The 25,581-nt window shown below is 61.0% G+C and carries 23 protein-coding genes; all 23 read left to right on the top strand.

The window, feature by feature from the left end; all coding sequences use genetic code 11:
- Positions 1-18 precede the first annotated feature (18 nt).
- Positions 19-714, top strand: a complete 696-nt coding sequence (gene flgH / locus BFN10_RS21115) for a flagellar basal body L-ring protein FlgH (RefSeq protein WP_015885208.1) — start codon at positions 19-21, stop codon at positions 712-714.
- A gap of 27 nt (positions 715-741) precedes the next feature.
- Entirely contained in the window at positions 742-1,830 is a 1,089-nt protein-coding gene (locus BFN10_RS21110) for a flagellar basal body P-ring protein FlgI (protein WP_033901075.1), read from the top strand.
- 4 nt (positions 1,831-1,834) lie between these two features.
- On the top strand, positions 1,835-3,106 hold the full coding sequence (flgJ, locus tag BFN10_RS21105) for a flagellar assembly peptidoglycan hydrolase FlgJ (protein WP_071491291.1): 1,272 nt from the start codon (positions 1,835-1,837) through the stop codon (positions 3,104-3,106).
- 10 nt (positions 3,107-3,116) lie between these two features.
- Positions 3,117-5,171 carry a flagellar hook-associated protein FlgK gene (gene flgK / locus BFN10_RS21100; protein WP_071491290.1) on the top strand — a complete coding sequence of 685 codons (2,055 nt, stop codon included), beginning with the start codon at positions 3,117-3,119 and terminating at the stop codon, positions 5,169-5,171.
- 14 nt (positions 5,172-5,185) lie between these two features.
- Positions 5,186-6,787, top strand: a complete 1,602-nt coding sequence (locus tag BFN10_RS21095) for a flagellar hook-associated protein 3 (protein ID WP_071491289.1) — start codon at positions 5,186-5,188, stop codon at positions 6,785-6,787.
- A gap of 276 nt (positions 6,788-7,063) precedes the next feature.
- Positions 7,064-7,993, top strand: coding sequence for a ketoacyl-ACP synthase III (locus tag BFN10_RS21090; RefSeq protein WP_058424918.1), 930 nt, complete (start codon positions 7,064-7,066; stop codon positions 7,991-7,993).
- 266 nt (positions 7,994-8,259) lie between these two features.
- Positions 8,260-9,675 (top strand): flagellin N-terminal helical domain-containing protein, encoded by a 1,416-nt coding sequence (locus tag BFN10_RS21085; protein ID WP_071491539.1) that lies wholly within the window; start codon positions 8,260-8,262, stop codon positions 9,673-9,675.
- A 74-nt stretch (positions 9,676-9,749) separates the two neighbouring features.
- Positions 9,750-10,100, top strand: coding sequence for a flagellar protein FlaG (locus tag BFN10_RS21080; RefSeq protein WP_071491288.1), 351 nt, complete (start codon positions 9,750-9,752; stop codon positions 10,098-10,100).
- 81 nt (positions 10,101-10,181) lie between these two features.
- Complete coding sequence (fliD, locus tag BFN10_RS21075) at positions 10,182-11,585, top strand: flagellar filament capping protein FliD (RefSeq protein ID WP_071491287.1); 1,404 nt, start codon at positions 10,182-10,184, stop codon at positions 11,583-11,585.
- Positions 11,586-11,726: 141 nt separating this feature from the next.
- Positions 11,727-12,131: a flagellar export chaperone FliS gene (gene fliS, locus BFN10_RS21070; RefSeq protein WP_058424915.1), complete on the top strand. Its 405-nt coding sequence runs from the start codon at positions 11,727-11,729 to the stop codon at positions 12,129-12,131.
- Between the two features lie 26 nt (positions 12,132-12,157).
- Positions 12,158-12,454, top strand: coding sequence for a flagellar protein FliT (gene fliT, locus BFN10_RS21065; protein ID WP_071491286.1), 297 nt, complete (start codon positions 12,158-12,160; stop codon positions 12,452-12,454).
- 170 nt (positions 12,455-12,624) lie between these two features.
- Positions 12,625-14,100 carry a sigma-54 dependent transcriptional regulator gene (locus BFN10_RS21060; protein WP_071491285.1) on the top strand — a complete coding sequence of 492 codons (1,476 nt, stop codon included), beginning with the start codon at positions 12,625-12,627 and terminating at the stop codon, positions 14,098-14,100.
- 110 nt (positions 14,101-14,210) lie between these two features.
- Positions 14,211-15,422 (top strand): sensor histidine kinase, encoded by a 1,212-nt coding sequence (locus tag BFN10_RS21055; protein WP_071491538.1) that lies wholly within the window; start codon positions 14,211-14,213, stop codon positions 15,420-15,422.
- A 6-nt stretch (positions 15,423-15,428) separates the two neighbouring features.
- Entirely contained in the window at positions 15,429-16,805 is a 1,377-nt protein-coding gene (locus BFN10_RS21050; protein WP_071491284.1) for a sigma-54-dependent transcriptional regulator, read from the top strand.
- A gap of 132 nt (positions 16,806-16,937) precedes the next feature.
- A complete protein-coding gene (gene fliE / locus BFN10_RS21045) occupies positions 16,938-17,267 on the top strand; it encodes a flagellar hook-basal body complex protein FliE (protein ID WP_015885194.1) in 330 nt (109 codons plus the stop codon).
- A 16-nt stretch (positions 17,268-17,283) separates the two neighbouring features.
- Complete coding sequence (gene fliF, locus BFN10_RS21040; protein ID WP_071491283.1) at positions 17,284-19,065, top strand: flagellar basal-body MS-ring/collar protein FliF; 1,782 nt, start codon at positions 17,284-17,286, stop codon at positions 19,063-19,065.
- Entirely contained in the window at positions 19,058-20,077 is a 1,020-nt protein-coding gene (gene fliG / locus BFN10_RS21035; RefSeq protein ID WP_010208743.1) for a flagellar motor switch protein FliG, read from the top strand. The genes fliF and fliG overlap by 8 nt, the downstream gene beginning before the upstream one ends.
- A 10-nt stretch (positions 20,078-20,087) precedes the next feature.
- Positions 20,088-20,852, top strand: coding sequence for a flagellar assembly protein FliH (fliH, locus tag BFN10_RS21030; protein ID WP_071491282.1), 765 nt, complete (start codon positions 20,088-20,090; stop codon positions 20,850-20,852).
- Positions 20,842-22,200, top strand: coding sequence for a flagellar protein export ATPase FliI (fliI, locus tag BFN10_RS21025; RefSeq protein ID WP_071491281.1), 1,359 nt, complete (start codon positions 20,842-20,844; stop codon positions 22,198-22,200). The genes fliH and fliI overlap by 11 nt, the downstream gene beginning before the upstream one ends.
- A gap of 3 nt (positions 22,201-22,203) precedes the next feature.
- Complete coding sequence (gene fliJ, locus BFN10_RS21020; RefSeq protein ID WP_071491280.1) at positions 22,204-22,653, top strand: flagellar export protein FliJ; 450 nt, start codon at positions 22,204-22,206, stop codon at positions 22,651-22,653.
- A gap of 65 nt (positions 22,654-22,718) precedes the next feature.
- Positions 22,719-23,021 (top strand): STAS domain-containing protein, encoded by a 303-nt coding sequence (locus BFN10_RS21015; protein WP_058424909.1) that lies wholly within the window; start codon positions 22,719-22,721, stop codon positions 23,019-23,021.
- The gene (locus BFN10_RS21010) at positions 23,018-24,736 is read left to right on the top strand and encodes an ATP-binding SpoIIE family protein phosphatase (RefSeq protein ID WP_071491279.1); all 1,719 of its coding nucleotides are present in this window, start codon (positions 23,018-23,020) and stop codon (positions 24,734-24,736) included. Before BFN10_RS21015 ends, BFN10_RS21010 begins: the two co-directional genes overlap by 4 nt.
- Positions 24,737-24,766: 30 nt before the next feature.
- Positions 24,767-25,114 (top strand): Hpt domain-containing protein, encoded by a 348-nt coding sequence (locus BFN10_RS21005; RefSeq protein WP_071491278.1) that lies wholly within the window; start codon positions 24,767-24,769, stop codon positions 25,112-25,114.
- The last annotated feature ends 467 nt before the right edge of the window (positions 25,115-25,581 follow it).

Here is a 25,581-nt window from a genome sequence, read left to right as displayed (position 1 = left end):
CACCGTGAGGTAAGGGTCATGAATCGCTATGTTTCTGTTCTGGCATTGAGTGGGATTGCCGTGCTCGCGGGCTGTGTCGCCCCGACGCCAAAACCCAATGACCCGTACTACGCGCCGGTGTTGCCACGCACGCCGTTGCCGGCGGCCGCCAACAATGGCTCGATCTACCAGGCCGGTTTCGAACAGAACCTGTACAGCGACCGCAAGGCGTTCCGGGTCGGTGACATCATCACCATCACCCTGAACGAGAAGACCCAGGCCAGCAAGAACGCCAACTCCCAGGTGGGCAAGACCAGCAAGACCGGTATCGGCCTGACCTCGTTGTTCGGTGCCGTGCCGAACACCAACAACCCGCTGGGCGATGGCGACCTGAGTCTGAGCGCCGGCTACAGCGGTGATCGCGCCACCAACGGTAAGAGTTCGGCGGGGCAGGGCAACAGCCTGACCGGTTCGATCACCGTTACCGTGGCCGATGTGCTGCCCAACGGCATCATCGCCGTGCGCGGTGAAAAGTGGATGACCCTCAACACCGGTGACGAGCTGGTGCGCATTGCCGGTATGGTCCGTGCCGATGACATCTCCACCGACAACACTGTGCCGTCCACACGGATTGCCGATGCACGCATTACCTACTCGGGTACGGGTTCGTTTGCTGATGCAAGCCAGCCGGGCTGGTTCGACCGTTTCTTCCTTAGCCCGCTGTTCCCTTTCTAGGTGGCCACTTTGAACTTCAAACAGCTGATGGCGGCCGCACTCCTGCTTTCCTTGAGCGCTGTCGCCCAGGCCGAGCGCCTGAAGGACATCGCCAGCATCTCCGGCGTGCGTTCCAACCAGTTGATCGGCTACGGCCTGGTGGTGGGGCTCAACGGTACGGGTGACCAGACCACCCAGACCCCGTTCACCCTGCAGACCTTCAACAACATGCTCTCGCAGTTCGGCATCAAGGTGCCGGCGGGGTCGGGCAACGTGCAGCTGAAAAACGTCGCGGCAGTGTCGATTAGCGCCGACCTGCCGGCGTTCTCCAAACCGGGCCAGGTGGTGGACATCACCGTGTCGTCCATTGGTAACTCGAAAAGCCTGCGCGGCGGCACCTTGCTGATGACGCCGCTCAAGGGTATCGACGGCAACGTCTACGCCATCGCCCAGGGCAACCTGGTGGTAGGCGGGTTTGACGCCGAAGGTCGCGACGGTTCGAAGATCACCGTCAACGTGCCGTCGGCCGGGCGTATCCCGGGCGGCGCCACGGTTGAACGTACCGTGCCAAGTGGTTTCAACCAGGGCAACAGCCTGACCCTGAACCTCAACCGTTCCGACTTCACCACCGCCAAGCGTGTGGTCGACAAGATCAACGACATGCTCGGCCCAGGCGTGGCCCAGGCCATCGACGGCGGCTCGATCCGCGTGACGGCGCCGCTGGACCCGAGCCAGCGCGTCGACTACCTGTCGATCCTGGAAAACCTTGAAGTCGACCCCGGCCAGGCCGTGGCCAAAGTCATCATCAACTCGCGCACCGGCACCATCGTGATCGGCCAGAACGTCAAGGTCTCGCCTGCGGCCGTGACCCACGGCAGCCTGACCGTGACCATCACCGAAGACCCGATCGTCAGCCAGCCTGGCCCGTTGTCCAACGGCCAGACGGCGGTGGTGCCGCGTTCGCGGGTGAATGCCCAGCAAGAAGCCAAGCCGATGTTCAAGTTCGGCCCTGGCACCACCCTGGACGAGATTGTCCGCGCGGTGAACCAGGTGGGCGCAGCGCCCGGCGACTTGATGGCGATCCTCGAAGCATTGAAACAGGCCGGCGCCTTGCAAGCCGACCTGATCGTGATCTGAGGCCATGGTCATGGATATGCGCAAGAGCGGGATCAGCAGCACGGCGGATTCGGGGTCTTACTCCGACCTGAACCGGCTTAACCAGCTCAAGGTCGGTGCCGACAAGAACAGCGAAGGCAACATGCGCAAGGTCGCGCAGGAGTTCGAATCGCTGTTCTTGAGCGAGATGCTCAAGTCCATGCGTTCGGCTACCGAGGCGCTGGGTAAAGACAACCCGATGAACACGCCGGCCGCCAAGCAATACCAGGAAATGTACGACCAGCAGCTGGCCGTCTCGATGTCCCGCGAGGGCGGTGGTATCGGCCTGGCCGACGTGCTGATGCGCCAGATGCAGAAGAACAAGCCGGTGGAGGCCCAGGCCGCCACCTTGCAAGGTCCGGCGGCTGCCGAGCCTGCGAAGAAGGTCGACGTGCCGACGGAAATCGCGGCAGGCACCCAGGCCGAAGGGCCGCTGGGCCGCTCCAATGGCCAGCGTCCGTTGTGGGCGTACCGCGTGGCTGAGCCGCAGGTCGGCGCTGCGGCGTCCCACAGCAATGACATGGAGCTGATGAACCAGCGTCGCATCGCCTTGCCGAGCAAGCTGACCGATCGCCTGCTGGCCGGCATCGTGCCCAACGCGCCCGTTGCTATCGATGCCAAAAGCGCGCCGCTGCGTAACAGCGTGGCCGACGACAACGTGATCAACAGCAGCGCGCGCACCTTCGCCGTGCCGAGCGGGCGCATGCAGGTCTACGGTCGCGCCGTGGCCCAGCCACCCTTGGCACCGGCGAAGAAAGCCTTCAGTTCGCAGGATGAATTTGTCGCCACCATGTTGCCGATGGCCAAGGCGGCCGCTGCGCGCATCGGTGTCGATCCGAAGTACCTGGTGGCCCAGGCTGCGCTGGAAACCGGTTGGGGTAAATCGGTGATGCGCGCCGAAGACGGCAGCAGCAGCCACAACCTGTTCGGCATCAAGGCCGGCCAGAGTTGGCAGGGCGGCCAGGCCCGTGCGATCACCAGCGAGTTCCGCGATGGGGCGATGGTCAAGGAAACGGCGCAGTTCCGTTCCTACAACTCCTACCAGGACAGCTTCCATGACCTGGTGACCTTGCTGCAAAGCAATGATCGCTATAAAGAAGTCATCAAATCGGCCGACAACCCGGAACAGTTTGTCCGCGAGTTGCAAAAAGCCGGTTACGCCACCGACCCGGCCTATGCCAGCAAGATTTCGCAGATCGCCAAAACGATGGACAGTTACCAGAATTACGCTGCCGCTGGCGCAACCACACATTTATAAGGTCTGAACCATGAGTTTGCTCAGTATCGGGATGTCAGGGCTCAATGCCTCTCAAGGATCGCTGTCGGTCTTGAGTAACAACATTGCCAACGCCAATACTCCGGGTTATTCGCGTCAGCAGACCACCCAGAACGCCAGTGCGGCCAACCAGTACGGTGGTGTGTACATCGGCAGCGGTACCACCCTGGCCGATGTGCGCCGGGTGTATAACGAGTTTCTCGACGCGGCGTACCAGAACAGCACCTCGCTCAACAGCGATGCCAAGGCTTACCTCGACCAGGTCAGCGCTGTCGACAAGACCCTGTCGGACAAGACAACCGGTATGTCGGCTGTGCTCAGTGAGTTCTTCTCGGCCGTGCAGACGGCCTCGGCCAACCCGAGCGATGTCTCGGCCCGCCAGGTATTGATCACCAAGGCGCAGACGCTGAGCAATCGCTTCAACTCGATCTCTACACAGTTGGGCCAGCAGAAAGAAACCATCAACAGCCAGCTGTCGTCGATGAGTGACCAGGTCAACAAGCTGACCTCGTCCATTGCCTCGCTCAACAAGCAGATCGCCCAGGTGCAGGGTTCGTCGAACACGGCCCCGGCCAACCTGCTGGACGCGCGTGCCGAAGCCGTGCGTTCGCTGAACGAATTGGTCGGCGTGACCGCCACCGAGAAGAATGGCATCTTCAGCGTCAGCACCGGTTCCGGCCAGTCGCTGGTATTGGGTGACCAGTTCAACACCATCTCCGCCGTACCGAGCAAGAACGACACCAGCCAGTTCACCATCCAGCTCAACGTGGGCGGCGGTGAGTCGCTCGATCTGGGCAACGTGCTCAGCGGCGGTAGCATCGGCGGTCTGTTGCGTTATCGCAGCGATGTCCTGATGCCTGCCATCAATGACTTGGGGCGCATCGCCATCGCCACCGCAGATACCATCAACAACCAGTTGGGCCAGGGCCTGGACCTCAACGGCCAGTTCGGCAGCTCGCTGTTCAAGGACATCAACAGCGCCGCGGCCATTGCCCAGCGCAGCCAGGCTTCGGGTGGCAACAGCGCGGGTTCCGGCAACCTGAACGTGTCGATCAAGGACAGCAGCAAGCTGACCAATTTCGATTACAAGGTCACCTTCAACGACAGCGCCAACCCGAACAACGTCACCGTGGTGCGTTCCGATGGCAAGGCCATGGGGACCTTTGACGTCACGGCCACGCCACCGGCCGTGATCGATGGTTTCACGTTGGCGCTCGACGGCAAGGGGCCGATGGCTACCGGGGACAGCTTCAAGGTCAGCCCGACCGCCAATGGTGCCAAGGACATTGGCACCGTGATGACGGATCCGAACAAGATCGCTTTTGCCGCGCCACTATCCGGGCAGGCCAGTAAGACCAACGAAGGTACCGGCACGTTTACCCCGCCGACCCTGACGGTGCCTTTGGATATCCAGGGCGGCGCCGCCACTGCCCAGTTGCGCACGGGGATTGAGCATTCGATGCCGGTGAAGATGGTATTCGGCAAGCCGGCAGCCGACGGCACCCAGCCGTACACACTCAATGATGCCCAGGGCAACCCGATCGGCACCGGCAGCATTGTTCCGGGGCAGGGCAACAAGGTCACGATCAACGTGCCGATGCGCGATGCCAACGGTGCCCTGGTGGTGCCGGCCAAGAGCTTCAGTTTCGACACCACGGTGGGCGGTTCGCCGGCCAACGGCGACAGCACGACGTTCTCGTTCAATGCCTCCGGCAAGTCCGATAACCGCAACGCCCTTGAGCTGCTCGGCCTGCAAACCAAGGCGACCATCGGCACGGCCGCCGATGGCACCGGCGGCACCAGCCTCGTAGGGGCCAACAGCAAGTTGGTATCTACCGTCGGCGCGAAAGCGGCGGCTGCCGGTACGGACAGCACGGCGACGAACGCATTGCTGACCGCCAACAAGAATGCGCGCAACTCGGTGTCCCAGGTCAACCTGGACGAAGAGGCGGGCGACATGATCAAGTTCCAGCAGTACTACACGGCATCGTCGCAGATCATCAAGGCTGCGCAAGAAACCTTCAGCACATTGATCAATAGTCTTTAAGGGAGCCTGGGACGATGCGTATTTCTACACAGCAGTATTTCGAGACCAGTTCCGCCAAGTATTCGGATAACTATTCGGGTGTGGTGAAGGCCCAGGACCAGGCCAGTTCCGGTGTGCGCGTACAGACCGCCGCGGATGATCCTGTGGCGGCGGCGCGGTTGTTGATGCTGCAGCAGCAGAAAGACATGGTGGCCCAGTCCACTGGCAACATCACCAGCTTGAAAAACTCGCTGACTAACGAAGAGAGTGTTTTAGGTGCGATCAGTGAAGCCATGCAGCGTGCCACGGAGCTGGCACTCAAGGCCGGTGGTGTCGGCAGTGATGCTGATCGTCGCTCGATTGCCAGTGAGGTCGGTGCGATTGAAGATCAGGTCCTGGGCCTGCTCAACAGCAAGGACTCGGCCGGCAACTACTTGTTTTCCGGCTCCAAGACCCAGACGCCGCCGTATGCGCGCAACAACGATGGCACCTACAGCTACCAGGGGGATGAAACCCCGCTGAGCCTGCAGATTTCCAATACGCTGAATGTCAGCGCGGGTGATACCGGCAAGACCATCCTTGAAGGCGCGGCCAACGCCGGTCGCACCCAGGCCCCCTGGGTTGCGCCGAACCCGCAGACCGTGCCGCCTACGGTCAATGACCACAAGGTGGCGCTTTCGGCCGGGCTGGTGACATCGAGCGGCGACTACGCCAACAAATTCGCCGACGGCCAGCCTTACAAGCTGACGTTTACCAGCAGCACGCAATACAAGGTGTCTGACAAGAACGGCAATGACGTGACTTCCGAGATACCGGGCAATGGCACGTTCGACGCCACCAAGGAAGGCAGCACCAGCGTTGCACTGCGGGGGGTGAAATTCGACATCACCATGAACCTCGGGGACGTGGCGCCGGGCGCCAACTCCGATGCGTTGGTCAAGGACCGTACCTTCAGCCTGGAGGCCAAGCCGGACACGTTCAGCGTGTCGCGCACGCCGAGCAATACGTCGAGCGCACAGCTGACCGGCGCGCAGGTCACCAACCAGGCGGACTATGCCAGCACGTTCCCGTCCAACAGCGGGGCGATCATCAAGTTCACCAGCGCAACGGCCTATGAGGTGTATGCCCAACCCTATTCGAGCGCCAGCAAGGCGATCGCCACTGGCGATACCGGTGGCGGTACCACGGTGACGGCGGCCGGCGTGACGTTTGACGTGAGCAGCGGCCCGCCGCAGCCAGGCGATCAGTTCTCGGTGGGTGCCAACACCCAGAAGACCCAGAATGCGCTGGATACGCTTGGCCAATTGCGCAAGGCGCTGGAGGCACCGGCCGACGGCAATCCGGCAGCGACGGTCAAGCTCAAGGATGCCATTGATTCGAGCATCGCCAACCTGGCCAATTCGATGTCCCAGATCGTCAATGTGCGGGGGTCCGTCGGGGCGCGGCAGAATGCCTTGGAGATCCAGGCCACTGAGAATTCGAGCATCAGCATTGCTACGACCAGCACGATGAGCGATCTGGCTAACATCGACATGGGTGAAGCGGCCATCAACCTGGCTCTGCAACAGACCATGCTGCAAGCCTCCCAGCTGGCGTTCGTGAAAATCTCGCAGTTGAGCCTGTTCAACAAGATGTAAGTGGCTTCACGTCAAGCGGCCCGCCCTGGAAACAGGGCGGGCCGTTGTCGTTTTTGGGACTTAATTGTTTGAAGGTTTTGCATAAAGCACACAAAATTGAGTGACCTGTGAGTCATAAAGCGCATCTTCACTGTATCGTGTGAAAAGGATAAGTCGTCACAGGGTCCTTGCGTGGCGGCTTTCAGCGGGATTTTTATGGGGTTATCCCCTTTATTGTCAGCACTCCGGGCGTAGTCCCTGGGGTGTTCTCCAGCTATTTAGTATTGGGAAGCCACAATGATTGGCATAAAAAGCATCGCCAGTTACGTGCCGGCAGACGGGATCGATAACTACGCCCAGGGTGCCAAATTCGCCAAGGATGAAGAATTCATCATTGGCAAGATCGGGTCGGCGTTCCTGCCGCGCAAGGAAGCCGCGCAGGAAACCTCCGATCTGTGTGTCGAGGCGGTCAACGCTTTGTTTGCCAACAACCCGGATCTGAAACGCGAGTCCATCGACGCGCTGATCGTCGTCACCCAGAACGGCGATGAAGAGGGCCTGCCGCACACGGCTGCCATCGTCCAGGACAAGCTCGGCCTGCCGACCCACGTTGCAGCCTTCGATATTTCCCTGGGCTGTTCCGGCTACGTCTACGGCATCTACGCGATGAAGGGCTTCATGGAAGCCGCTGGCCTGAAGAATGGCCTGCTGGTCACTGCCGACCCGTATTCGAAGATCGTCGACCCGGAAGACCGCAACACCACCATGCTGTTCGGCGATGCCGCCACCGCCACCTGGATGGGCGAAGATGCGCCGTGGTTGCTCGGCAAGTCCAAGTTCGGCACCGACGGTTCCGGCGCCCCGCACCTGAAGGTCAGCGACGGTGTGTTCTTCATGAACGGCCGCCAAGTGTTCAACTTCGCCTTGCTCAAGGTGCCGGCGCATTTGCATGAGCTGCTCGATGAGTCGGACCTAAAGGCCGACGACATCGATGCCTTCTGCATTCACCAGGGCAGTGCGGCGATTGTCGACGCCGTAGCGCGTCGTTTTGAAGATGCGCCGGTGGACAAGTTCATCAAGGACATGGTCGAGACCGGCAACACGGTGTCGTCGAGCATTCCGCTGCTGCTGGAAAAGCATGTGATGGACGCCACCTGGAAACGCGTGGCCATCAGCGGTTTTGGTGTGGGCCTGTCGTGGGGCTCGGCGATTCTCTATCGCCCGTGAGACCTTGAACCGGTAGCACAAAAAAACGCCGATGCTTGAAAGAGCATCGGCGTTTTTTATTTGGCGCCAGAAAACCCAATGAAATCGGGCTTTTTTGCCTGCGTAAGCCCTTGAATTGCAAGGAGTGGCACGACGCCAGCAAAAAAATCGAAAAAAATCCTCAAGCAACCGGCTACCACGACGATAACTATTACGTAGGTTCTCAGGCCACACCCGGCGGTTGCCAGGGCCGGAAGCCGCAGTATCCATCCAACGAGGATTTCGTCATGGCTTTAACAGTAAACACCAACATTGCTTCGATCACTACTCAGGGCAACCTGAACAAAGCTGGCGGCGCCCTGGCCACTTCCATGCAGCGCCTGTCTTCCGGCCTGCGTATCAACAGCGCTAAAGACGACGCCGCCGGCCTGGGTATCGCCACCCGTATGACCAGCCAGATCAACGGCCTGGGTCAAGCTGTAAAGAACGCCAACGATGGTATCTCCATCGCGCAGACCGCTGAAGGCGCAATGCAGGCTTCGACCGACATTCTGCAAAAAATGCGTACCCTGGCTCTGTCCTCGGCGACCGGCTCCCTGAGCACCGACGACCGTAAGTCGAACAACGACGAATACCAGGCCCTGACTTCGGAACTGACCCGTATCGCCCAGACCACTACTTTCGGTGGCCAGAAGCTGCTGGACGGTTCGTACGGTACCAAGTCGATCCAGGTTGGCGCCAACGCTAACGAAACCATCAACCTGTCCCTGGACAACGTTGCTGCCAACAACATCGGTTCGCAGCAAATCAAGAGCATCGGTATCGCTCCAGGTGCTGGTGTAGCTGGCGGCGCAATCGCAGTAACCGGTAACGGCCAGACTGCCAACGTCACTGTAGCAGCTGCTGCTTCCGCTAAAACCATCGCCGCACAACTGAACGGCGCCATCGGTGGCCTGAACGCTACCGCCAGCACTGAAGCTCAGTTTGTAGTTGGCGCCGGTGCTGCTACCGCTCCAGCTTCGTTCACCATGACCGTTGGCGGCCAAGCCACCACCTTCGTCGGCGTCACCGACACTGCCAGCCTGGCTGATCAGTTGAAGTCCAACTCCGCCAAACTGGGCATCAGCGTTAACTACGACCAATCCAAAGGCACTCTGTCGGTTAAATCCGACACCGGTGAAAACCTGGCCTTCAGCGCTTCGACCGCTGCCGGCACCATCACTGTTGCCACCAAAGACGGTTCGGGCACCTACGGCACTGCTACTGCCCTGGCTGACGGCATCATCGCTACCGGTGCTGTGAACATGGACTCCGCCAAGGGTTACTCGCTGGAAGGCGCTGGTGTGACCGGTATCTTCGGTGCCGCTACTTCGGCTGCTTCGACCAAGACCGCCGTTTCGCAAACCGACGTGACTGACGCCACCAAGGCCCAGAACGCTGTGTCCGTGATCGACCAGGCTATCGCTACCATCTCCAGCTCCCGTTCGGGCCTGGGTGCGGTACAGAACCGTCTGACCAGCACTGTAGACAACCTGTCCAACATCCAGAAAAACAGCACCGCTGCCCGCTCCACCGTTCAGGACGTCGACTTCGCTTCCGAAGCCGCTGAACTGACCAAGCAGCAAACCCTGCAGTCGGCTTCCACTGCGATCCTGTCGCAGGCTAACCAACTGCCATCCGCTGTACTGAAGCTGCTTCAGTAATAGCGGCACGTGGTGAATGACGGAAGGGCGCGTTTACGTGCCCTTTCGTCTTTTCCAATCAGAGGAGATTGGGCATGGACATGAGTGTAAAACTGAACTTGTCTTATCCGCCGCTGGCCCCTCAAGGCTCGCCGGCACCTGTGGTTGCGGATAAAGACAAGACTAAGGTTGAAGCGGCCGCGCCAACCGCAGGCAAGTCCCAAAAGGACAGCCTGGAAAAAGCGGTCACCGATATTAAAGAATTCGTACAAGCGGCCCAGCGCAACCTGGACTTTTCCATTGACGATTCCACCCATAGGGTTGTGGTCAAGGTCATTGCCACCGACACCGGTGAAGTGATCCGACAGATTCCTTCGGAAACGGCCTTGAAACTGGCACAGAGTCTGGCCAGCGCCAGTCATGTGTTGTTTGACGACAAGGCGTGAACTGGCATGAAACTTGTTGCTGTCACCCCTTGAAGCGCTAGTCGTCAAGATAACGGCAGCCACCGGAACAGGAGAAAGATGATGGCGGGTACAACGATTACCGGCGTGGGGTCGGGTTTCGACACTCAGGCGATTGTGAAATCCCTGGTGGATGCCGAGCGAGCGCCTAAGCAGGCTCAGATCAACATCCAGTCGCAAAAGGCAACCACCCAGCTGTCGTCGATCGGCAAGATCCAGGCAGCCCTGGATGCCTTCCGGGGTGCGCTGGCCAACATGGGCACCGATAACAGCTTCAGTGGCTTGACCGGTACGTCTTCGGACGAGAAGGTCGCCACCATGACGGCCAACCAGGGTGCGGCGAGCGGTAGCTTCTCGCTGGTCGTCAACCAGTTGGCGACGCCGTCGAAGCTGTCGACCAAGAGCTTCGCCGGTGGCCAGTCGACGGTCGTGAACAGTGGCACCACCCCAACGACGCTGACGATCAGCCAGTCGGGCAAGAACTTCGACCTGAAGGTGCCGGCCGGCGCGACCCTGCAACAGGTGCGTGACTCGATCAACTCGCAGTTCGGCACCGCAGGCCTGAGTGCCAACATCCTTACCGACTCCAACGGTTCGCGTCTTATCCTGACCTCCACCAACTCCGGTGTTGGTTCCGATCTGACGATGTCGGGCAACTCGGGGATTGATACCGGTTACACAGTGGTCAGCGAGCCGAAGAACGCCAAGTACACCATTGACGGTATTGCTGCAGAGTCCAAGACCAACAGCATCACGGATGCAGTGAGTGGTGTAAGTATCAAGTTGCTCTCTGTGTCGCCCTTGACCACGCCTTCGGATACCGCGTCTACGGCTCGCAATGCTTTGACCATTTCCGTCAGCACCAGCACCACCGCCCTCAAGTCCGGGGTCAAGGGCTTCGTCGACACCTACAACGCCCTGCTCAAGGCGATGAACGCCGAGACCAAGGTGACCAAGGATGCCGCCGGTAACTCCGTCGCCGCCACCTTGACCGGCGACTCGACCATGCGCACCTTGCAGGCGGCGATCCGCAACGAGTTCAACGCATTGTCCGGCAACGGCACCTTGAAATCCCTGGCCCAGTTCGGTGTTACCACCGACCAGGACACCGGCGCGCTGAGCATCGATGCCAAGCAGTGGGACAAGGCCGTACTGACCAACGCCGCCGACATCAACAGTATTTTCAGTGGCAAGAACGGTTTGCTTGCGCGCCTGACAGCGGCGACCGATGGTTATGCCAAGGCCAGTACGGGGATTCTGGCGACGCGTTCGGCATCCTTGTCGGACAGCCTCAAAGACCTGAACAAACAGCAGGTCGCCCTGGATGATCGCCTCACCACCATGCAAGACGCCTTGACCCGCAAGTACACCGCCATGGATACGCTGGTGGCGCAACTGCGCCAGCAGAGCAACAGTATCCTCGGTACGCTAAATGCCATCAGCAAATCACAAAGCAGTGATAGCTGATTGAATGCGGATTGAAAAAGCCCGGGTCCATTGACCTGGGCTTTGTTCTTCATAAGGTCGACGGGTTAAAGTTTTTTGCGATCCAGTCGACATAATGGTTACTGCAACCCATCTCGCTGTTGCCTGTCACGAGGTAGAAAAATGAATCCCATGAGAGCCCTTCGCCAATACCAGAAGGTCAATTCCCATGCCCAGATCTCCGAAGCCAGCCCGCACCGCCTGGTGCAAATGCTGATGGAGGGTGGGCTCGACCGTATGGCGCAGGCCAAAGGTGCGTTGGCGCGTGGTGATATCGCCGCGAAGGGCCTGATGCTGGGCAAGGCCGCCGACATCCTCATCGGGCTTCGTGATGGCCTGAGCGCGGAAAAAAGCGACAACAAGGAATACGTTCAGCAACTGGAAGGTCTGTACGTGTACATGACCAACCGTTTGATGGAGGCCAATCTGCACAACGATGCCGACATGATCGACGAAGTCGCCCGTTTGCTGATTACCGTGAAAGAAGGCTGGGATGCCATCGGCGCGCCACAAGGCGCTGCACAATAAGGCCAAGCGGCCTTGAGGAACACGTCATGAGCCAAGCATTGCAACGCATTGATGAAACCCGTGAGGCGCTGATGGGCGCGCTGGCGGACCGCAACTGGGACGCCATCGGCGAACTGGACCTGGGCTGTCGTCATGTCATCGACGAGGTGCTCAGCGAAGCGCCGGTAGACGAGGATGCGTTGCGCGAAAAGCTTGAGGGGCTGCTAGCGGTTTACCAGCAATTGCTCGAAGTGACGACGGGCGAGCGGCAGGCGATTTTCGAGGAGATGTCGCAGATCAACCAAGCGAAAAATGCGTCAAAGGTTTACCATCTGTTCGGCTGAAGAGCCGCAGTTGGTCCGATGGGCGCGTCATATATTTGACTGTGCCAGCATTTTTGACTTAACTAGTGCTGTTTTCAGATTTCAGACGTCTAGTAAGGTACAAAGTCGTACAGGCGTCTCGATTGCCCTCACTTCGGGGCAGGAAGTTTTACTAGGGAAGTTGCTATTGCATGTGGCGTGAAACCAAAATTCTGCTGATTGATGACGATAGCGTCCGCCGCCGCGATTTAGCGGTGATTTTGAATTTTCTTGGCGAAGAAAATTTGCCCTGCGGCAGCCATGACTGGCAGCAGGCGGTCAGCTCATTGTCATCGAGCCGTGAAGTCATTTGTGTGCTGATCGGGACGGTAAACGCTCCTGGCGCTGTTTTGGGCTTGTTAAAGACACTGTCAACCTGGGATGAGTTCCTTCCCGTGTTGCTGATGGGCGATATTTCTTCTGTCGAACTGCCAGAAGACCAGCGCCGCCGGGTGCTTTCCACCCTTGAAATGCCGCCCAGCTACAGCAAATTGCTCGACTCCCTGCACCGTGCCCAGGTCTATCGCGAGATGTACGACCAGGCCCGCGAGCGCGGTCGCCATCGCGAACCCAACCTGTTCCGCAGCCTGGTCGGCACCAGCCGCGCCATCCAGCACGTGCGCCAGATGATGCAGCAAGTGGCCGATACCGACGCCAGCGTGTTGATCCTCGGCGAGTCGGGCACCGGCAAGGAAGTGGTTGCGCGCAACCTGCACTATCACTCCAAGCGCCGCGACGGGCCCTTTGTGCCGGTCAACTGCGGGGCGATTCCGGCAGAGCTGCTTGAAAGCGAATTGTTCGGCCACGAGAAGGGCGCCTTTACCGGGGCGATCACCAGCCGTGCCGGGCGTTTCGAGCTGGCCAACGGCGGCACCCTGTTCCTCGACGAGATCGGCGACATGCCGCTGCCGATGCAGGTCAAGCTGCTGCGCGTGTTGCAGGAGCGTACCTTCGAGCGCGTGGGCAGCAACAAGACCCAGAGCGTCGACGTGCGCATCATCGCGGCCACCCACAAGAACCTCGAAAGCATGATCGAGGTCGGCAGCTTCCGCGAAGACCTGTACTACCGCCTCAACGTATTCCCGATCGAGATGGCCCCGCTGCGCGAGCGCGTGGAGGACATCCCGTTGCTGATGAACGAACTGATCTCGCGCATGGAGCACGAAAAGCGCGGTTCGATCCGTTTCAATTCCGCCGCAATCATGTCCCTGTGCCGCCACGGCTGGCCGGGCAACGTGCGCGAGCTGGCCAACCTGGTGGAGCGCATGGCGATCATGCACCCCTACGGTGTGATCGGCGTGGTCGAGCTGCCGAAGAAATTCCGCTACGTCGACGACGAAGACGAGCAACTGGTCGATAGCCTGCGCAGCGACCTGGAAGAACGGGTGGCCATCAACGGTCATACCCCGGACTTCGGCTCTACCGCCATGCTGCCGCCCGAAGGCCTGGACCTGAAGGACTACCTCGGCAACCTGGAACAAGGCCTGATCCAGCAGGCTCTGGACGACGCCAACGGCATCGTCGCCCGTGCCGCCGAGCGCCTGCGCATCCGTCGCACTACCCTGGTGGAGAAGATGCGCAAGTACGGCATGAGCCGCAAAGAAGGTGACGAACAGGCGGATGATTGACGCCTGTTTTTTAAACCACTGAAACTTCAGTGGTTTTTTTTCGGCACGGGTATTGCTACAGCCCTCGCAACGTTCCGTTTAACTGACGGTCAGCCAAGCGAGAGAGCATGATGCCCCACGCCGCCCAACATTCTTCCAGTCCTGCCATTGCAGGCCTGGTTCCCTCTGTAGAACAGCAAAGCCGCCAGGGCCTGGAGCAGGCGTTTTCGCTGTTCAACCAGATGTCCAGCCAATTGACCGATTCCTACAGCCTGCTCGAAGCCCGTGTTTCGGAGCTCAAGGGCGAGTTGGCGGTGGTCAGTGCCCAGCGCATGGAAGAGTTGGCCGAGAAGGAGCGCCTGGCCAACCGCCTGCAAAACCTGCTGTCGCTGTTGCCCGGTGGCGTGATCGTCATCGACGAAGAAGGTCGCGTGCGTGAAGCCAACCCGGCGGCCTGTGACATGCTTGGCCTGCCTCTGGAAGGCGAGCTGTGGCGTCACGTAATCACCCGCTGCTTTGCGCCGCGTGAAGACGATGGCCATGAAATTTCGCTCAAGGACGGTCGCCGCTTGTCCATCGCCACGCGCGCCCTGGACGCGGAGCCGGGCCAGTTGGTGCTGCTCAACGACCTGACTGAAACCCGTCACCTGCAAGACCAGTTGGCGCGCCACGAACGTTTGTCCTCGCTGGGGCGCATGGTCGCTTCCCTGGCGCATCAGATCCGCACGCCACTGTCGGCGGCGTTGATCTACGCCAGTCATTTGACTGACGAACAATTGCCCGCGGCCACTCACCAGCGTTTTGCCGGGCGCCTCAAGGAGCGCCTGCATGAGTTGGAGCACCAGGTGCGCGACATGCTGGTGTTTGCCCGTGGTGAATTGCCGCTGACCGATCGCATCACGCCTGCCGAGTTGATGCAGGCGCTGCAAGCGGCGGCCGCCACCCACATTCAAGACGTACAAGTGCGTTGGCAGTGCGACAGCCATCTCGGCGAGCTGCTGTGCAACCGCGACACCCTCGTCGGTTCGCTGCTCAACCTGATCGAAAACGCCACCCAGGCCAGCGGCCCTGGTGCGCGGCTCAAGGTGCACCTGTACAACCGCGAGCAAACCCTGCGCCTATGCATCAGCGACAGCGGCAGCGGTATCGAGCCTGCCGTATTGCAGCGCCTGGGCGAACCTTTTTTCACCACCAAGACCAACGGTACCGGGCTGGGCCTGACCGTGGTCAAGGCAGTGGCGCGTGCCCATCAGGGAGAATTGCAGCTGCATTCCCGTGTCGGGCGTGGCACCTGTGCATTGATGACCTTGCCGCTGTTTTCATGCGCGGCAAGCACGGAGTAAGAGGTTATGGCTATCAAGGTTCTGTTGGTGGAAGACGATCGCGCGCTGCGTGAAGCATTGGCTGACACGCTGCTGTTGGCGGGCCATGACTACCGGGCGGTCGGTTCTGCCGAGGACGCCTTGGAGGCGGTGGAGCAAGAGTCCTTCAGCCTGGTGGTGAGCGACGTGAACATGCCGGGCATGGACGGCCACCAGTTGCTCGGTGTGCTGCGTGCGCGTCAGCCACAGTTGCCGGTGTTGCTGATGACCGCCCACGGCGCTGTGGAACGTGCAGTCGACGCGATGCGCCAGGGTGCGGCGGATTACCTGGTCAAACCGTTCGAACCCAAAGCCTTGATCGAACTGGTCGCACGGCATGCCCTGGGCGTGGTCCCGGCCACCGACGGCGAAGGTCCGATTGCCTTCGAACCGGCCAGCGCACAATTGCTGGAGCTGGCTGCCCGCGTGGCGCGCAGTGATTCCACCGTGCTGATTTCCGGCGAGTCCGGCACCGGCAAGGAGGTGCTGGCCCGCTACATCCACCAGCAATCGACCCGCGCCAAGCAGCCGTTTATCGCAATCAACTGCGCGGCGATCCCCGACAACATGCTCGAAGCCACGCTGTTCGGCCACGAAAAAGGCTCGTTCACCGGCGCTATTGCGGCTCAGGCGGGCAAGTTCGAGCAGGCGGATGGCGGCACGATTTTGCTCGATGAAATTTCCGAGATGCCCCTGGGCCTGCAAGCCAAGTTGCTGCGGGTGCTGCAAGAGCGCGAAGTAGAGCGCGTCGGCGCACGCAAGCCGATCCAGCTGGATATCCGCGTGGTCGCCACCACCAACCGTGACCTGGCGGGCGAAGTGGCGGCGGGGCGCTTCCGTGAAGACTTGTTCTACCGTCTCTCGGTCTTTCCCCTGGCCTGGCGCCCGTTGCGCGAGCGCCCGGCGGACATCATTCCACTGGCCGAGCGCCTGCTGGGCAACCACGTCAAAAAAATGAAGCATGCCCAGGCACGCCTGTCGGCCGAGGCCCAGGCTTGCCTGGTCGCCTATCCGTGGCCGGGAAACGTCCGGGAACTGGACAACGCCATCCAGCGTGCGTTGATCCTGCAGCAGGGCGGCCTGATCCAGCCCCAGGATTTCTGCCTGGCCATGGGCAGCGGGGTTGCGCCGCTGCCGACCCTGGCGCCTGCGCCCGTGATGGTCGAAACCGAAACCGCCGGTGCGTTGGGCGACGACCTGCGTCGTCGCGAATTCCAGATGATCATCGACACCCTGCGCGCCGAGCGCGGCCGCCGCAAAGAGGCCGCCGAGCGCCTGGGGATCAGCCCGCGGACCTTGCGCTACAAGCTGGCGCAGATGCGTGACGCCGGCATGGACGTCGAGGCGTATCTGTTCGCCACATAATCGGTAACAAGGCGGACAAGGTTTGTCGCCTTTTCTTACGAGTTGAACCAGAGCTGGCACCCTTGTTGCTACTTCACCTAGTAATTGCGGCGTAGCGTCAAAAAACATGCGGGTTGTCGGAGAGAGAAGTTCATGAGCCAGGGTATTGAGTTCAATCGGTTGATGTTGGATATGCGCTCCATGCAAATGGATGCCATGGCTCAACCGAAATCCGTCGCGCCTGCGCCGGAATTGGGCCAAAGCAGCTTCGCCGACATGCTCGGCCAGGCCATCAACAAAGTCAGTGATACCCAGCAAGCCTCCAGCCAATTGGCCAACGCGTTCGAGATCGGCAAAAGCGGCGTGGACCTCACCGATGTGATGGTCGCCTCGCAAAAGGCCAGTGTGTCGTTCCAGGCGTTGACCCAGGTGCGTAACAAGCTGGTTCAGGCTTACCAAGACATCATGCAGATGCCGGTTTAAGGACGAGATTTAAGTCATGGCAGAAGCAGTCGTGGACAACGCACCCGCCAAGGCAGACGGCAAGCCGCCGCTGTTTGGCCTGTCGTTCCTGGAAAACCTCTCCGAAATGACCATGTTGCGTCAGGTGGGCCTGATGGTCGGCCTGGCAGCGAGCGTGGCGATTGGTTTTGCCGTGGTGCTGTGGTCGCAGCAACCGGATTACCGGCCGCTGTACGGCAGCCTTGCGGGCATGGATTCCAAGCAGATCATGGAAACCCTGGCCGCCGCCGACATCGCCTACACCGTGGAGCCCAACTCCGGGGCGCTGCTGGTCAAGGCCGACGATGTGGCCCGTGCACGCATGAAACTCGCGGCGGCCGGCGTTACCCCGTCCGACGCCAATATCGGTTTCGAAATCCTCGACAAGGACCAGGGCCTGGGCACCAGCCAGTTCATGGAAGCCACCCGCTACCGTCGCGGTCTGGAAGGCGAACTGGCGCGCACCATCTCCAGCCTGAACAACGTCAAGGGTGCCCGCGTGCACCTGGCCATTCCGAAAAGCTCGGTGTTTGTGCGCGATGAACGCAAGCCCAGTGCCTCGGTATTGGTGGAACTGTTCGCCGGCCGCTCCCTGGAGCCAGGCCAGGTGCTCGCGATCGTCAACCTGGTCGCCACCAGCGTGCCTGAGCTGAGCAAGTCGCAAATCACCGTGGTCGACCAGAAGGGCAACCTGCTGTCCGACCAGGCGGAAAACTCCGTGCTGACCCAGGCCGGCAAGCAGTTCGACTACAGCCGCCGTGTGGAAAGCATGCTGACCCAGCGTGTGCACAACATCCTGCAGCCGGTGCTGGGCAACGACCGCTACAAGGCGGAAGTGTCCGCCGATGTGGACTTCAGCGCCGTCGAATCGACCTCCGAGCAGTTCAACCCGGACCAGCCGGCGTTGCGCAGCGAGCAGTCCACCAGCGAACAACGCACCGCTGCCAACGGCCCGCCACAAGGCGTACCGGGCGCCCTGAGCAACCAGCCGCCGGCCCCGGCCTCGGCTCCGCAAACCACCGGTGGCGCTACGGCCAGCGCTGGCGCCATCCAGCCAGGCCAGCCGCTGCTGGACGCCAATGGCCAACAGATCATGGACCCGGCCACTGGGCAGCCGATGCTCGCGCCGTACCCGGCGGACAAGCGTAACCAGTCGACCAAGAACTTCGAACTCGACCGTTCCATCAGCCATACCAAGCAGCAACAAGGCCGCGTCAATCGCCTGTCGGTATCGGTGGTAGTGGATGACCAGGTCAAGGTCAATGCCGCCGATGGCGCCGTTACCCGTGCCCCATGGAGCGCCGACGAATTGGCGCGCTTCACGCGCCTGGTGCAGGACGCCGTCGGTTTTGACGCCAGCCGGGGTGACAGCGTCAGCGTGATCAACATGCCGTTCTCTGCCGAGCGTGGCGAAGTGATCGCCGAGCCGGCGTTCTACTCGCAGCCGTGGTTCTGGGACATCGTCAAGCAGGTGCTGGGTGTGTTGTTCATCCTGGTGCTGGTGTTCGGCGTGCTGCGCCCGGTGCTCAACAACATCACCGGCAACGGCAAGAAACAACTGGCGGCCTATGGTGGCAGCGACGTCGAGTTGGGTGGCATGGGCGGCCTGGACGGCGAACTGGCCAACGACCGCGTCAGCCTCGGCGGCCCGCAAAGCATCCTGTTGCCAAGCCCGAGCGAGGGTTACGACGCTCAGCTGAACGCAATCAAGAGTCTGGTGGCAGAAGACCCGGGCCGTGTGGCCCAGGTCGTGAAAGAGTGGATCAACGCAGATGAGTGATAATCGAGCCGCTGTTGCCAAGCTCACCAAGGTCGACAAAGCCGCAGTCCTGCTGCTGTCCCTGGGTGAAACCGACGCCGCCCAAGTGCTGCGCCACATGGGGCCCAAAGAGGTTCAACGGGTGGGCGTGGCCATGGCGCAGATGCGCAATGTGCACCGCGAGCAGGTCGAGCAGGTGATGAGCGAGTTCGTCGAGATCGTCGGCGACCAGACCAGCCTGGGCGTCGGCTCCGACAGCTACATCCGCAAGATGCTCACCTCGGCCCTGGGCGAAGACAAGGCCAACGGCCTGATCGACCGCATCCTGCTCGGTGGTAACACCAGCGGCCTCGACAGCCTGAAATGGATGGAGCCGCGTGCCGTCGCCGACGTGATCCGCTACGAACACCCGCAGATCCAGGCGATCGTGGTGGCGTATCTCGACCCCGACCAGGCCGGTGAAGTGCTCGGCCACTTCGACCATAAAGTGCGCCTGGACATCATCCTGCGCGTGTCGTCGCTGAACACCGTGCAGCCGGCGGCGCTGAAAGAACTCAACACGATTCTGGAGAAGCAGTTCTCCGGCAACTCGAACGCCTCGCGCACCACCCTGGGTGGTATCAAGCGTGCGGCAGACATCATGAACTTCCTCGACAGCTCGGTCGAAGGCCAGTTGATGGACTCGATCCGCGAGATCGACGACACCCTGTCCGGCCAGATCGAAGACCTCATGTTCGTGTTCAACAACCTCTCCGATGTCGACGACCGCGGCATCCAGGCGTTGCTGCGCGAAGTGTCCTCGGACGTGCTGGTGCTGGCCCTCAAGGGTTCGGACGAAAACGTCAAAGAGAAGATCTTCAAGAACATGTCCAAGCGTGCCTCGGAACTGTTGCGCGACGACCTGGAAGCCAAGGGCCCGGTACGCGTCAGCGACGTGGAAACCGCGCAGAAAGAAATCCTCACCATTGCCCGCCGTATGGCCGAAGCCGGAGAAATCGTTCTCGGCGGGAAGGGCGGCGAAGAAATGATCTAAGGCGCTTCCCATGTCGAACAAAGATGAGGCGCCCAGCGATCTGATTCGCGCACGGGACGTCGGTGGGTTCGACATCTGGTCGTTGCCCAGCTTCGACCCGCATGTGCCCGAACCCGAGCCGGAACCGGTCGAAGAACCTCCGGTGGAAATGGAAGAAGTGCCGCTGGATGAAGTCCAGCCACTGACCCTGGAAGAACTGGAAGCCATCCGCCAGGAGGCCTACAACGAAGGCTTCGCGGCGGGTGAAAAAGACGGTTTTCGCAGCACCACCCTCAAGGTGCGCCAGGAGGCCGAAGAGGCCCTGAGCGTCAAGCTGGCCAGCCTGGAACGCTTGATGGGCACGCTGTTCGACCCCATCGCCGAGCAGGATTCGCAGATCGAAAAGGCCATGGTCGACCTGGTACAGCACATCGCCCGCCAGGTGATCCAGCGCGAATTGGCGCTGGATTCCAGTCATATCGAAAGCGTGATGCGCGAAGCCCTCAAGCTGCTGCCCCTGGGCGTCGGCAACGTGCGGCTGTACATCAACCCGCAGGATTTCGAACAGGTCAAGGCCCTGCGCGAGCGTCATGAAGAAACCTGGCGCATCGTCGAAGACGCATCGTTGCAGCCCGGTGGTTGCCGCGTCGAAACCGAACACAGTCGCATCGATGCCACGGTGGAGACCCGCATCAGCCAGATCATGGCCAAGCTGTTTGATCAGCTCCACGAACAGGCCCTGCACCCGGCCGAGCCTGATCTGAGCGTGGACCTGGACGCCGTCGATGCGCCTTGACCGCACCAGCTTCGCCAAGCGCCTGGCCGGTTACGCCGAGGCCACGGAGTTGCCCGGCCAGCCGATCCTCGAAGGACGCCTGCTGCGCATGGTCGGCCTGACCCTTGAGGCCGAAGGCCTGCGCGCCGCCATGGGCAGCCGCTGCATGGTGATCAACGACGACAGCTACCACCCGGTGCAGGTCGAAGCCGAAGTGATGGGCTTTTCCGGTAGCAAGATTTTCCTGATGCCCGTGGGCAGCCTGGCGGGCATTGCCCCTGGTGCCCGCGTGGTGCCGTTGGCCGACACCGGCCGCCTGCCGATGGGCATGAGCATGCTCGGTCGCGTACTCGACGGCGCCGGTCGTGCGCTGGACGGCAAGGGCGGCATGAAGGCCGAGGACTGGGTGCCGATGGACGGTCCCACTATCAACCCGCTCAACCGCAACCCCATCAGCGTGCCGCTGGACGTTGGCATTCGCAGCATCAACGGATTATTGACGGTCGGTCGTGGCCAGCGTCTGGGCCTGTTCGCCGGTACCGGCGTGGGTAAATCGGTGTTGCTGGGCATGATGACGCGCTTTACCGAGGCCGACATCATCGTGGTCGGGCTGATCGGCGAACGGGGCCGCGAGGTGAAGGAATTCATCGAGCACAGTCTCGGCGAAGAAGGTCTCAAGCGCTCGGTGGTGGTTGCCTCCCCAGCCGACGATGCGCCGCTGATGCGGTTGCGCGCCGCCATGTACTGCACGCGCATCGCCGAATATTTCCGCGACAAGGGCAAGAACGTCCTGTTGCTGATGGATTCGCTCACGCGTTTCGCCCAGGCCCAGCGGGAAATCGCCCTGGCCATCGGCGAACCGCCGGCGACCAAGGGTTACCCGCCGTCGGTGTTCGCCAAACTGCCCAAGCTGGTGGAGCGCGCCGGTAACGCCGAGGCCGGTGGTGGCTCGATCACCGCGTTCTACACGGTATTGTCCGAAGGCGATGACCAGCAGGACCCGATTGCCGACTCGGCGCGGGGCGTGCTCGACGGCCACATTGTGCTGTCACGGCGCCTGGCGGAAGAAGGGCACTACCCGGCCATCGACATCGAAGCGTCCATCAGCCGGGTGATGCCAGCGGTGGTTACGCCGGAACACATGGCCCGGGCGCAACAGTTCAAGCAGCTGTGGTCGCGCTACCAGCAGAGCCGCGACTTGATCAGCGTCGGTGCCTACGTGGCGGGCGGTGATCGCGACACCGACCTGGCCATCGCCCTGCAACCGCAGTTGGTGACGTACCTGCGCCAGGGCCTCAACGACAAGATCAGCATGGGCGAAAGCGAAGCGCACCTGCAGTCGATCTTCGCCCCGGCGCCGGGCGGCTAAGCCATGGCCAACAGCCGCGCCGCGCGCCTGGCTCCGGTGGTGGACATGGCCGAAAAGGCCGAGAAAACCGCCGTGCAGCGCCTGGGTTACTTCCAGGGGCAAGTCCGCCTGGCGGAAAGCAAGCTGGGCGACCTGGAGCGTTTTCGCGGCGAGTACCAGCAGCAATGGATCGAGCGCGGCAGCAAGGGCGTGTCCGGCCAATGGCTGATGGGTTACCAGGGCTTTCTCAACCAGTTGGAAACCGCCGTCGGCCAGCAGCGCCAAAGCCTGGCGTGGCACCAGAACAACCTCGACAAGGCGCGTGAGAGCTGGCAGGCCGCGTTTGCCCGGGTCGAAGGTCTGCGCAAGCTGGTGCAGCGCTATATCGACGAAGCGCGGGCGCTTGAAGACAAGCGCGAGCAGAAGCTGCTCGATGAGCTGTCCCAGCGCTTGCCGCGCAAAGACGTCTATTGAAGGTTGCCCACATCCCCTGCACCTGCTAAACCTTGTGTCATTGCCAATGACAAGGAAGCAGTCACATGTCAGTCGAGTCAGAAGTATCCCTGGATGGGAATAAGTTGACGATCGCGGTCAAGGGCCGGTTTGATTTCGGCAGCCATCAAGCGTTTCGTGACGCTTACGAGCGTTTCTACAAGGTGCCCACTACCTACGTCGTGGACTTGAAAGAGACGACCTACCTCGACAGCTCCGCCCTCGGCATGCTGTTGCTGCTGCGCGATCATGCCGGCGATGACGCCGATATCCGGGTGATCAACAGCAATTCGGATGTGCGCAAGATCCTCGGTATCTCCAACTTCGACAAACTGTTCGACATCAGTTGAGCGTCCTGGCCCCGGTCCTTGAGCCGCTGACGATCCTGATCGCCGAAGACAGCGCCGCCGACCTGCTGTTGCTGTCGACCATCATCCGACGCCAGGGCCACCAGGTGCTCACGGCCACCAACGGTGCTGAAGCGGTCGCGGTGTTTACCCGTGAGAGACCGCAGTTGGTGTTGATGGATGCGCTGATGCCGGTGATGGACGGTTTTGAGGCGGCGCGTCGGATCAAGCAATTGGCGGGTGAAGAGCTGGTGCCGCTGATTTTCCTCACCTCCCTGCGCGAGAGCGAAGCGCTGGCCCAGTGCCTGGATGCCGGTGGTGATGACTTCCTGCCCAAGCCCTACAACCAGCTGATTCTCGCGGCGAAGATCAATGCCATGGACCGCCTGCGTCGGTTGCAGGCCACGGTCTTGCAGCAACGCGACCTGATCGCCAAACACCATGATTACCTCCTGCATGAGCAGCGGGTGGCCAAGGCGGTGTTCGACAAGGTTGCCCATTCCGGTTGTATCAACGCCGCGCCGAATATTCGCTACCTGCAATCGCCCTACGCGTTGTTCAACGGTGATTTGCTGTTGGCTGCCTACACCCCGTCCGGCGACATGCACGTGCTGCTCGGTGACTTCACCGGCCATGGCCTGCCGGCGGCGGTGGGCGCCATGCCCCTGGCAGAAGTGTTCTACGGCATGACCGCCAAGGGCTACGGCCTGGCACAGACCCTGCGGGAGATGAACGCCAAGCTCAAGCGCATCCTGCCGGTGGACATGTTCTGCTGCGCCACCCTGTTGTGCCTGAGCACGCAGCGGCGGGTGGTGGAGGTGTGGAACGGCGGCATGCCCGAAGGCTATGTGCATGAAATCGCCACGGGTAAACGCACGCCACTGGAGTCGCGGCATTTGCCGTTGGGTGTGCTGTCGGCGCAAGCCTTTGATGATCGCACCGAGGTCTGGCCCATGGCCCTGGGTGACCGGGTGTTCCTGTTGTCCGATGGCGTGCTGGATACCGCTGACGCCAATGAGCAGCTGTTTGGCGCTGAACGTTTGCAGCAGGTGTTCGCCGCCAACCGCGAGCCTGATCGGCTGTTTGAAGATATCGAACAGGCGCTGGCGGCCTTCCGAGGCAAAGCGCGGGATGACGTGAGCATGGTGGAGATCACCCTGCAAGTCGACCAGCAACTGCGTGCGAGCGGACCGTTGTATGCCGACAGTGGGCAGTCTTGTCCGCTGGATTGGTCGGTGAGTTTCGAATTCCGTGCAGAGACCTTGAAGCGTTACAACCCATTGCCGTACCTGCTGCAACTGCTGCTGGAGATCCACGGCCTGCGCGAGCAGAGCGGGGCGCTGTACAGCGTGATGGCGGAGCTGTATTCCAATGCGCTGGAGCATGGCGTGCTGGGCCTGGATTCACGGCTCAAGCGTGACGCCCAGGGGTTTGCCGAGTATTACCGTCTGCGTAATGACCGCCTGGCACAACTCAACAGCGGCTATATACGGGTGCATGTGCAGGTGGTACCGACGGAGGCGGGTGGCAGGATGACCCTGCGCGTCGAGGACAGCGGCCCCGGTTTCGATGTGGAACAGGTGCTGGCGCGGCCGTTGGATATCGACCGTCTGTCCGGCCGGGGCTTGAGCCTGGTGCGCCAATTGAGCAGCGATGTACGCTGGTCGGATGGCGGGCGCAGTGTCTGCGTGGAGTTTTCCTGGGAGGCTCTGGCATAATCCGCCGATTCTTGATCAAGGAGCGAGCAAGTGGTTGATCTACATCTGGACCCGGAGGTGCTGTCGGGTTTGCAGGAAGTCATGGAAGGCGAGTATCCCAAGTTGCTTGATACCTTTCTTGATGATTCCCAGAAGCGCGTCGAAGCGCTGCGCAAGGCCAGGGATGATGCGAAGGCGTTGGGGCGGATTGCGCATAGTTTCAAGGGCAGCAGTGGGAACCTTGGGGCGGTGAGGTTGGCGCAGTTGTGTCAGCGGTTGGAGGTTGAGTCCGTTGGGCCTGTGGTTGGGGATCTGGGGGAGTTGGTGGATCAGATTGATCGGGAGTTTGCGTTGGTGAAGCCGTTGTATGAGTCGGAGCGGCAGCGGTTTCAGATGTGATTGAGTACATATCCGTTTTTTATGTAACGGCGGCTTAGGGTTCCGCCCTTACGGCGGGTCACTTTTGGAAAGGCCCAAAAGTAACCAAAAGGCCTTCGCCCCAACACTCGGCACCTCGCCTAGGCTCGGTGTTCCCTCAAGCCTGCGTTCGGCCAGCGTGTTTGACGGGGCGCCGAAGATCAAAAGCAAGAGCGACTCGCTGCGCATCGTAGATACGTTTTTTGTTCTGTGTAACCGACTTACTGTGGCGAGCGGGCTTGCCCCGCGTTGGGCTGCGAAGCAGCCCTAGAACCAGTGAGCGCGCCGCGTTTATCCTGGCTTCCCGCGTTATGGTTAACGACCTTCGCGGGCAAGCCCTGCTCCTACAGGGGAGCGCGTACGCTTCAACGATTCGGTCGGCTATTCGGCCGCCGCGCTTTGCTTTTGATTTTGATCTTAGGCGCCCCGTCAAACACGCTGGCCGGAAT

Origin of the sequence: Pseudomonas extremorientalis (assembly GCF_001870465.1) — a bacterium.
Lineage (GTDB): Bacteria > Pseudomonadota > Gammaproteobacteria > Pseudomonadales > Pseudomonadaceae > Aquipseudomonas > Aquipseudomonas extremorientalis.
Note: the sequence above shows the minus strand (reverse complement) of the source record. Positions and strands in the feature narration are given on the sequence as shown.

Coding starts and splice junctions, on each gene's coding strand:
- flgH (WP_015885208.1), top strand. CDS start 19: ATGAATCGCTATGTTTCTGTTCTGGCATTGAGTGGGATTGCCGTGCTC.
- BFN10_RS21110 (WP_033901075.1), top strand. CDS start 742: ATGGCGGCCGCACTCCTGCTTTCCTTGAGCGCTGTCGCCCAGGCCGAG.
- flgJ (WP_071491291.1), top strand. CDS start 1,835: ATGGTCATGGATATGCGCAAGAGCGGGATCAGCAGCACGGCGGATTCG.
- flgK (WP_071491290.1), top strand. CDS start 3,117: ATGAGTTTGCTCAGTATCGGGATGTCAGGGCTCAATGCCTCTCAAGGA.
- BFN10_RS21095 (WP_071491289.1), top strand. CDS start 5,186: ATGCGTATTTCTACACAGCAGTATTTCGAGACCAGTTCCGCCAAGTAT.
- BFN10_RS21090 (WP_058424918.1), top strand. CDS start 7,064: ATGATTGGCATAAAAAGCATCGCCAGTTACGTGCCGGCAGACGGGATC.
- BFN10_RS21085 (WP_071491539.1), top strand. CDS start 8,260: ATGGCTTTAACAGTAAACACCAACATTGCTTCGATCACTACTCAGGGC.
- BFN10_RS21080 (WP_071491288.1), top strand. CDS start 9,750: ATGGACATGAGTGTAAAACTGAACTTGTCTTATCCGCCGCTGGCCCCT.
- fliD (WP_071491287.1), top strand. CDS start 10,182: ATGGCGGGTACAACGATTACCGGCGTGGGGTCGGGTTTCGACACTCAG.
- fliS (WP_058424915.1), top strand. CDS start 11,727: ATGAATCCCATGAGAGCCCTTCGCCAATACCAGAAGGTCAATTCCCAT.
- fliT (WP_071491286.1), top strand. CDS start 12,158: ATGAGCCAAGCATTGCAACGCATTGATGAAACCCGTGAGGCGCTGATG.
- BFN10_RS21060 (WP_071491285.1), top strand. CDS start 12,625: ATGTGGCGTGAAACCAAAATTCTGCTGATTGATGACGATAGCGTCCGC.
- BFN10_RS21055 (WP_071491538.1), top strand. CDS start 14,211: ATGCCCCACGCCGCCCAACATTCTTCCAGTCCTGCCATTGCAGGCCTG.
- BFN10_RS21050 (WP_071491284.1), top strand. CDS start 15,429: ATGGCTATCAAGGTTCTGTTGGTGGAAGACGATCGCGCGCTGCGTGAA.
- fliE (WP_015885194.1), top strand. CDS start 16,938: ATGAGCCAGGGTATTGAGTTCAATCGGTTGATGTTGGATATGCGCTCC.
- fliF (WP_071491283.1), top strand. CDS start 17,284: ATGGCAGAAGCAGTCGTGGACAACGCACCCGCCAAGGCAGACGGCAAG.
- fliG (WP_010208743.1), top strand. CDS start 19,058: ATGAGTGATAATCGAGCCGCTGTTGCCAAGCTCACCAAGGTCGACAAA.
- fliH (WP_071491282.1), top strand. CDS start 20,088: ATGTCGAACAAAGATGAGGCGCCCAGCGATCTGATTCGCGCACGGGAC.
- fliI (WP_071491281.1), top strand. CDS start 20,842: ATGCGCCTTGACCGCACCAGCTTCGCCAAGCGCCTGGCCGGTTACGCC.
- fliJ (WP_071491280.1), top strand. CDS start 22,204: ATGGCCAACAGCCGCGCCGCGCGCCTGGCTCCGGTGGTGGACATGGCC.
- BFN10_RS21015 (WP_058424909.1), top strand. CDS start 22,719: ATGTCAGTCGAGTCAGAAGTATCCCTGGATGGGAATAAGTTGACGATC.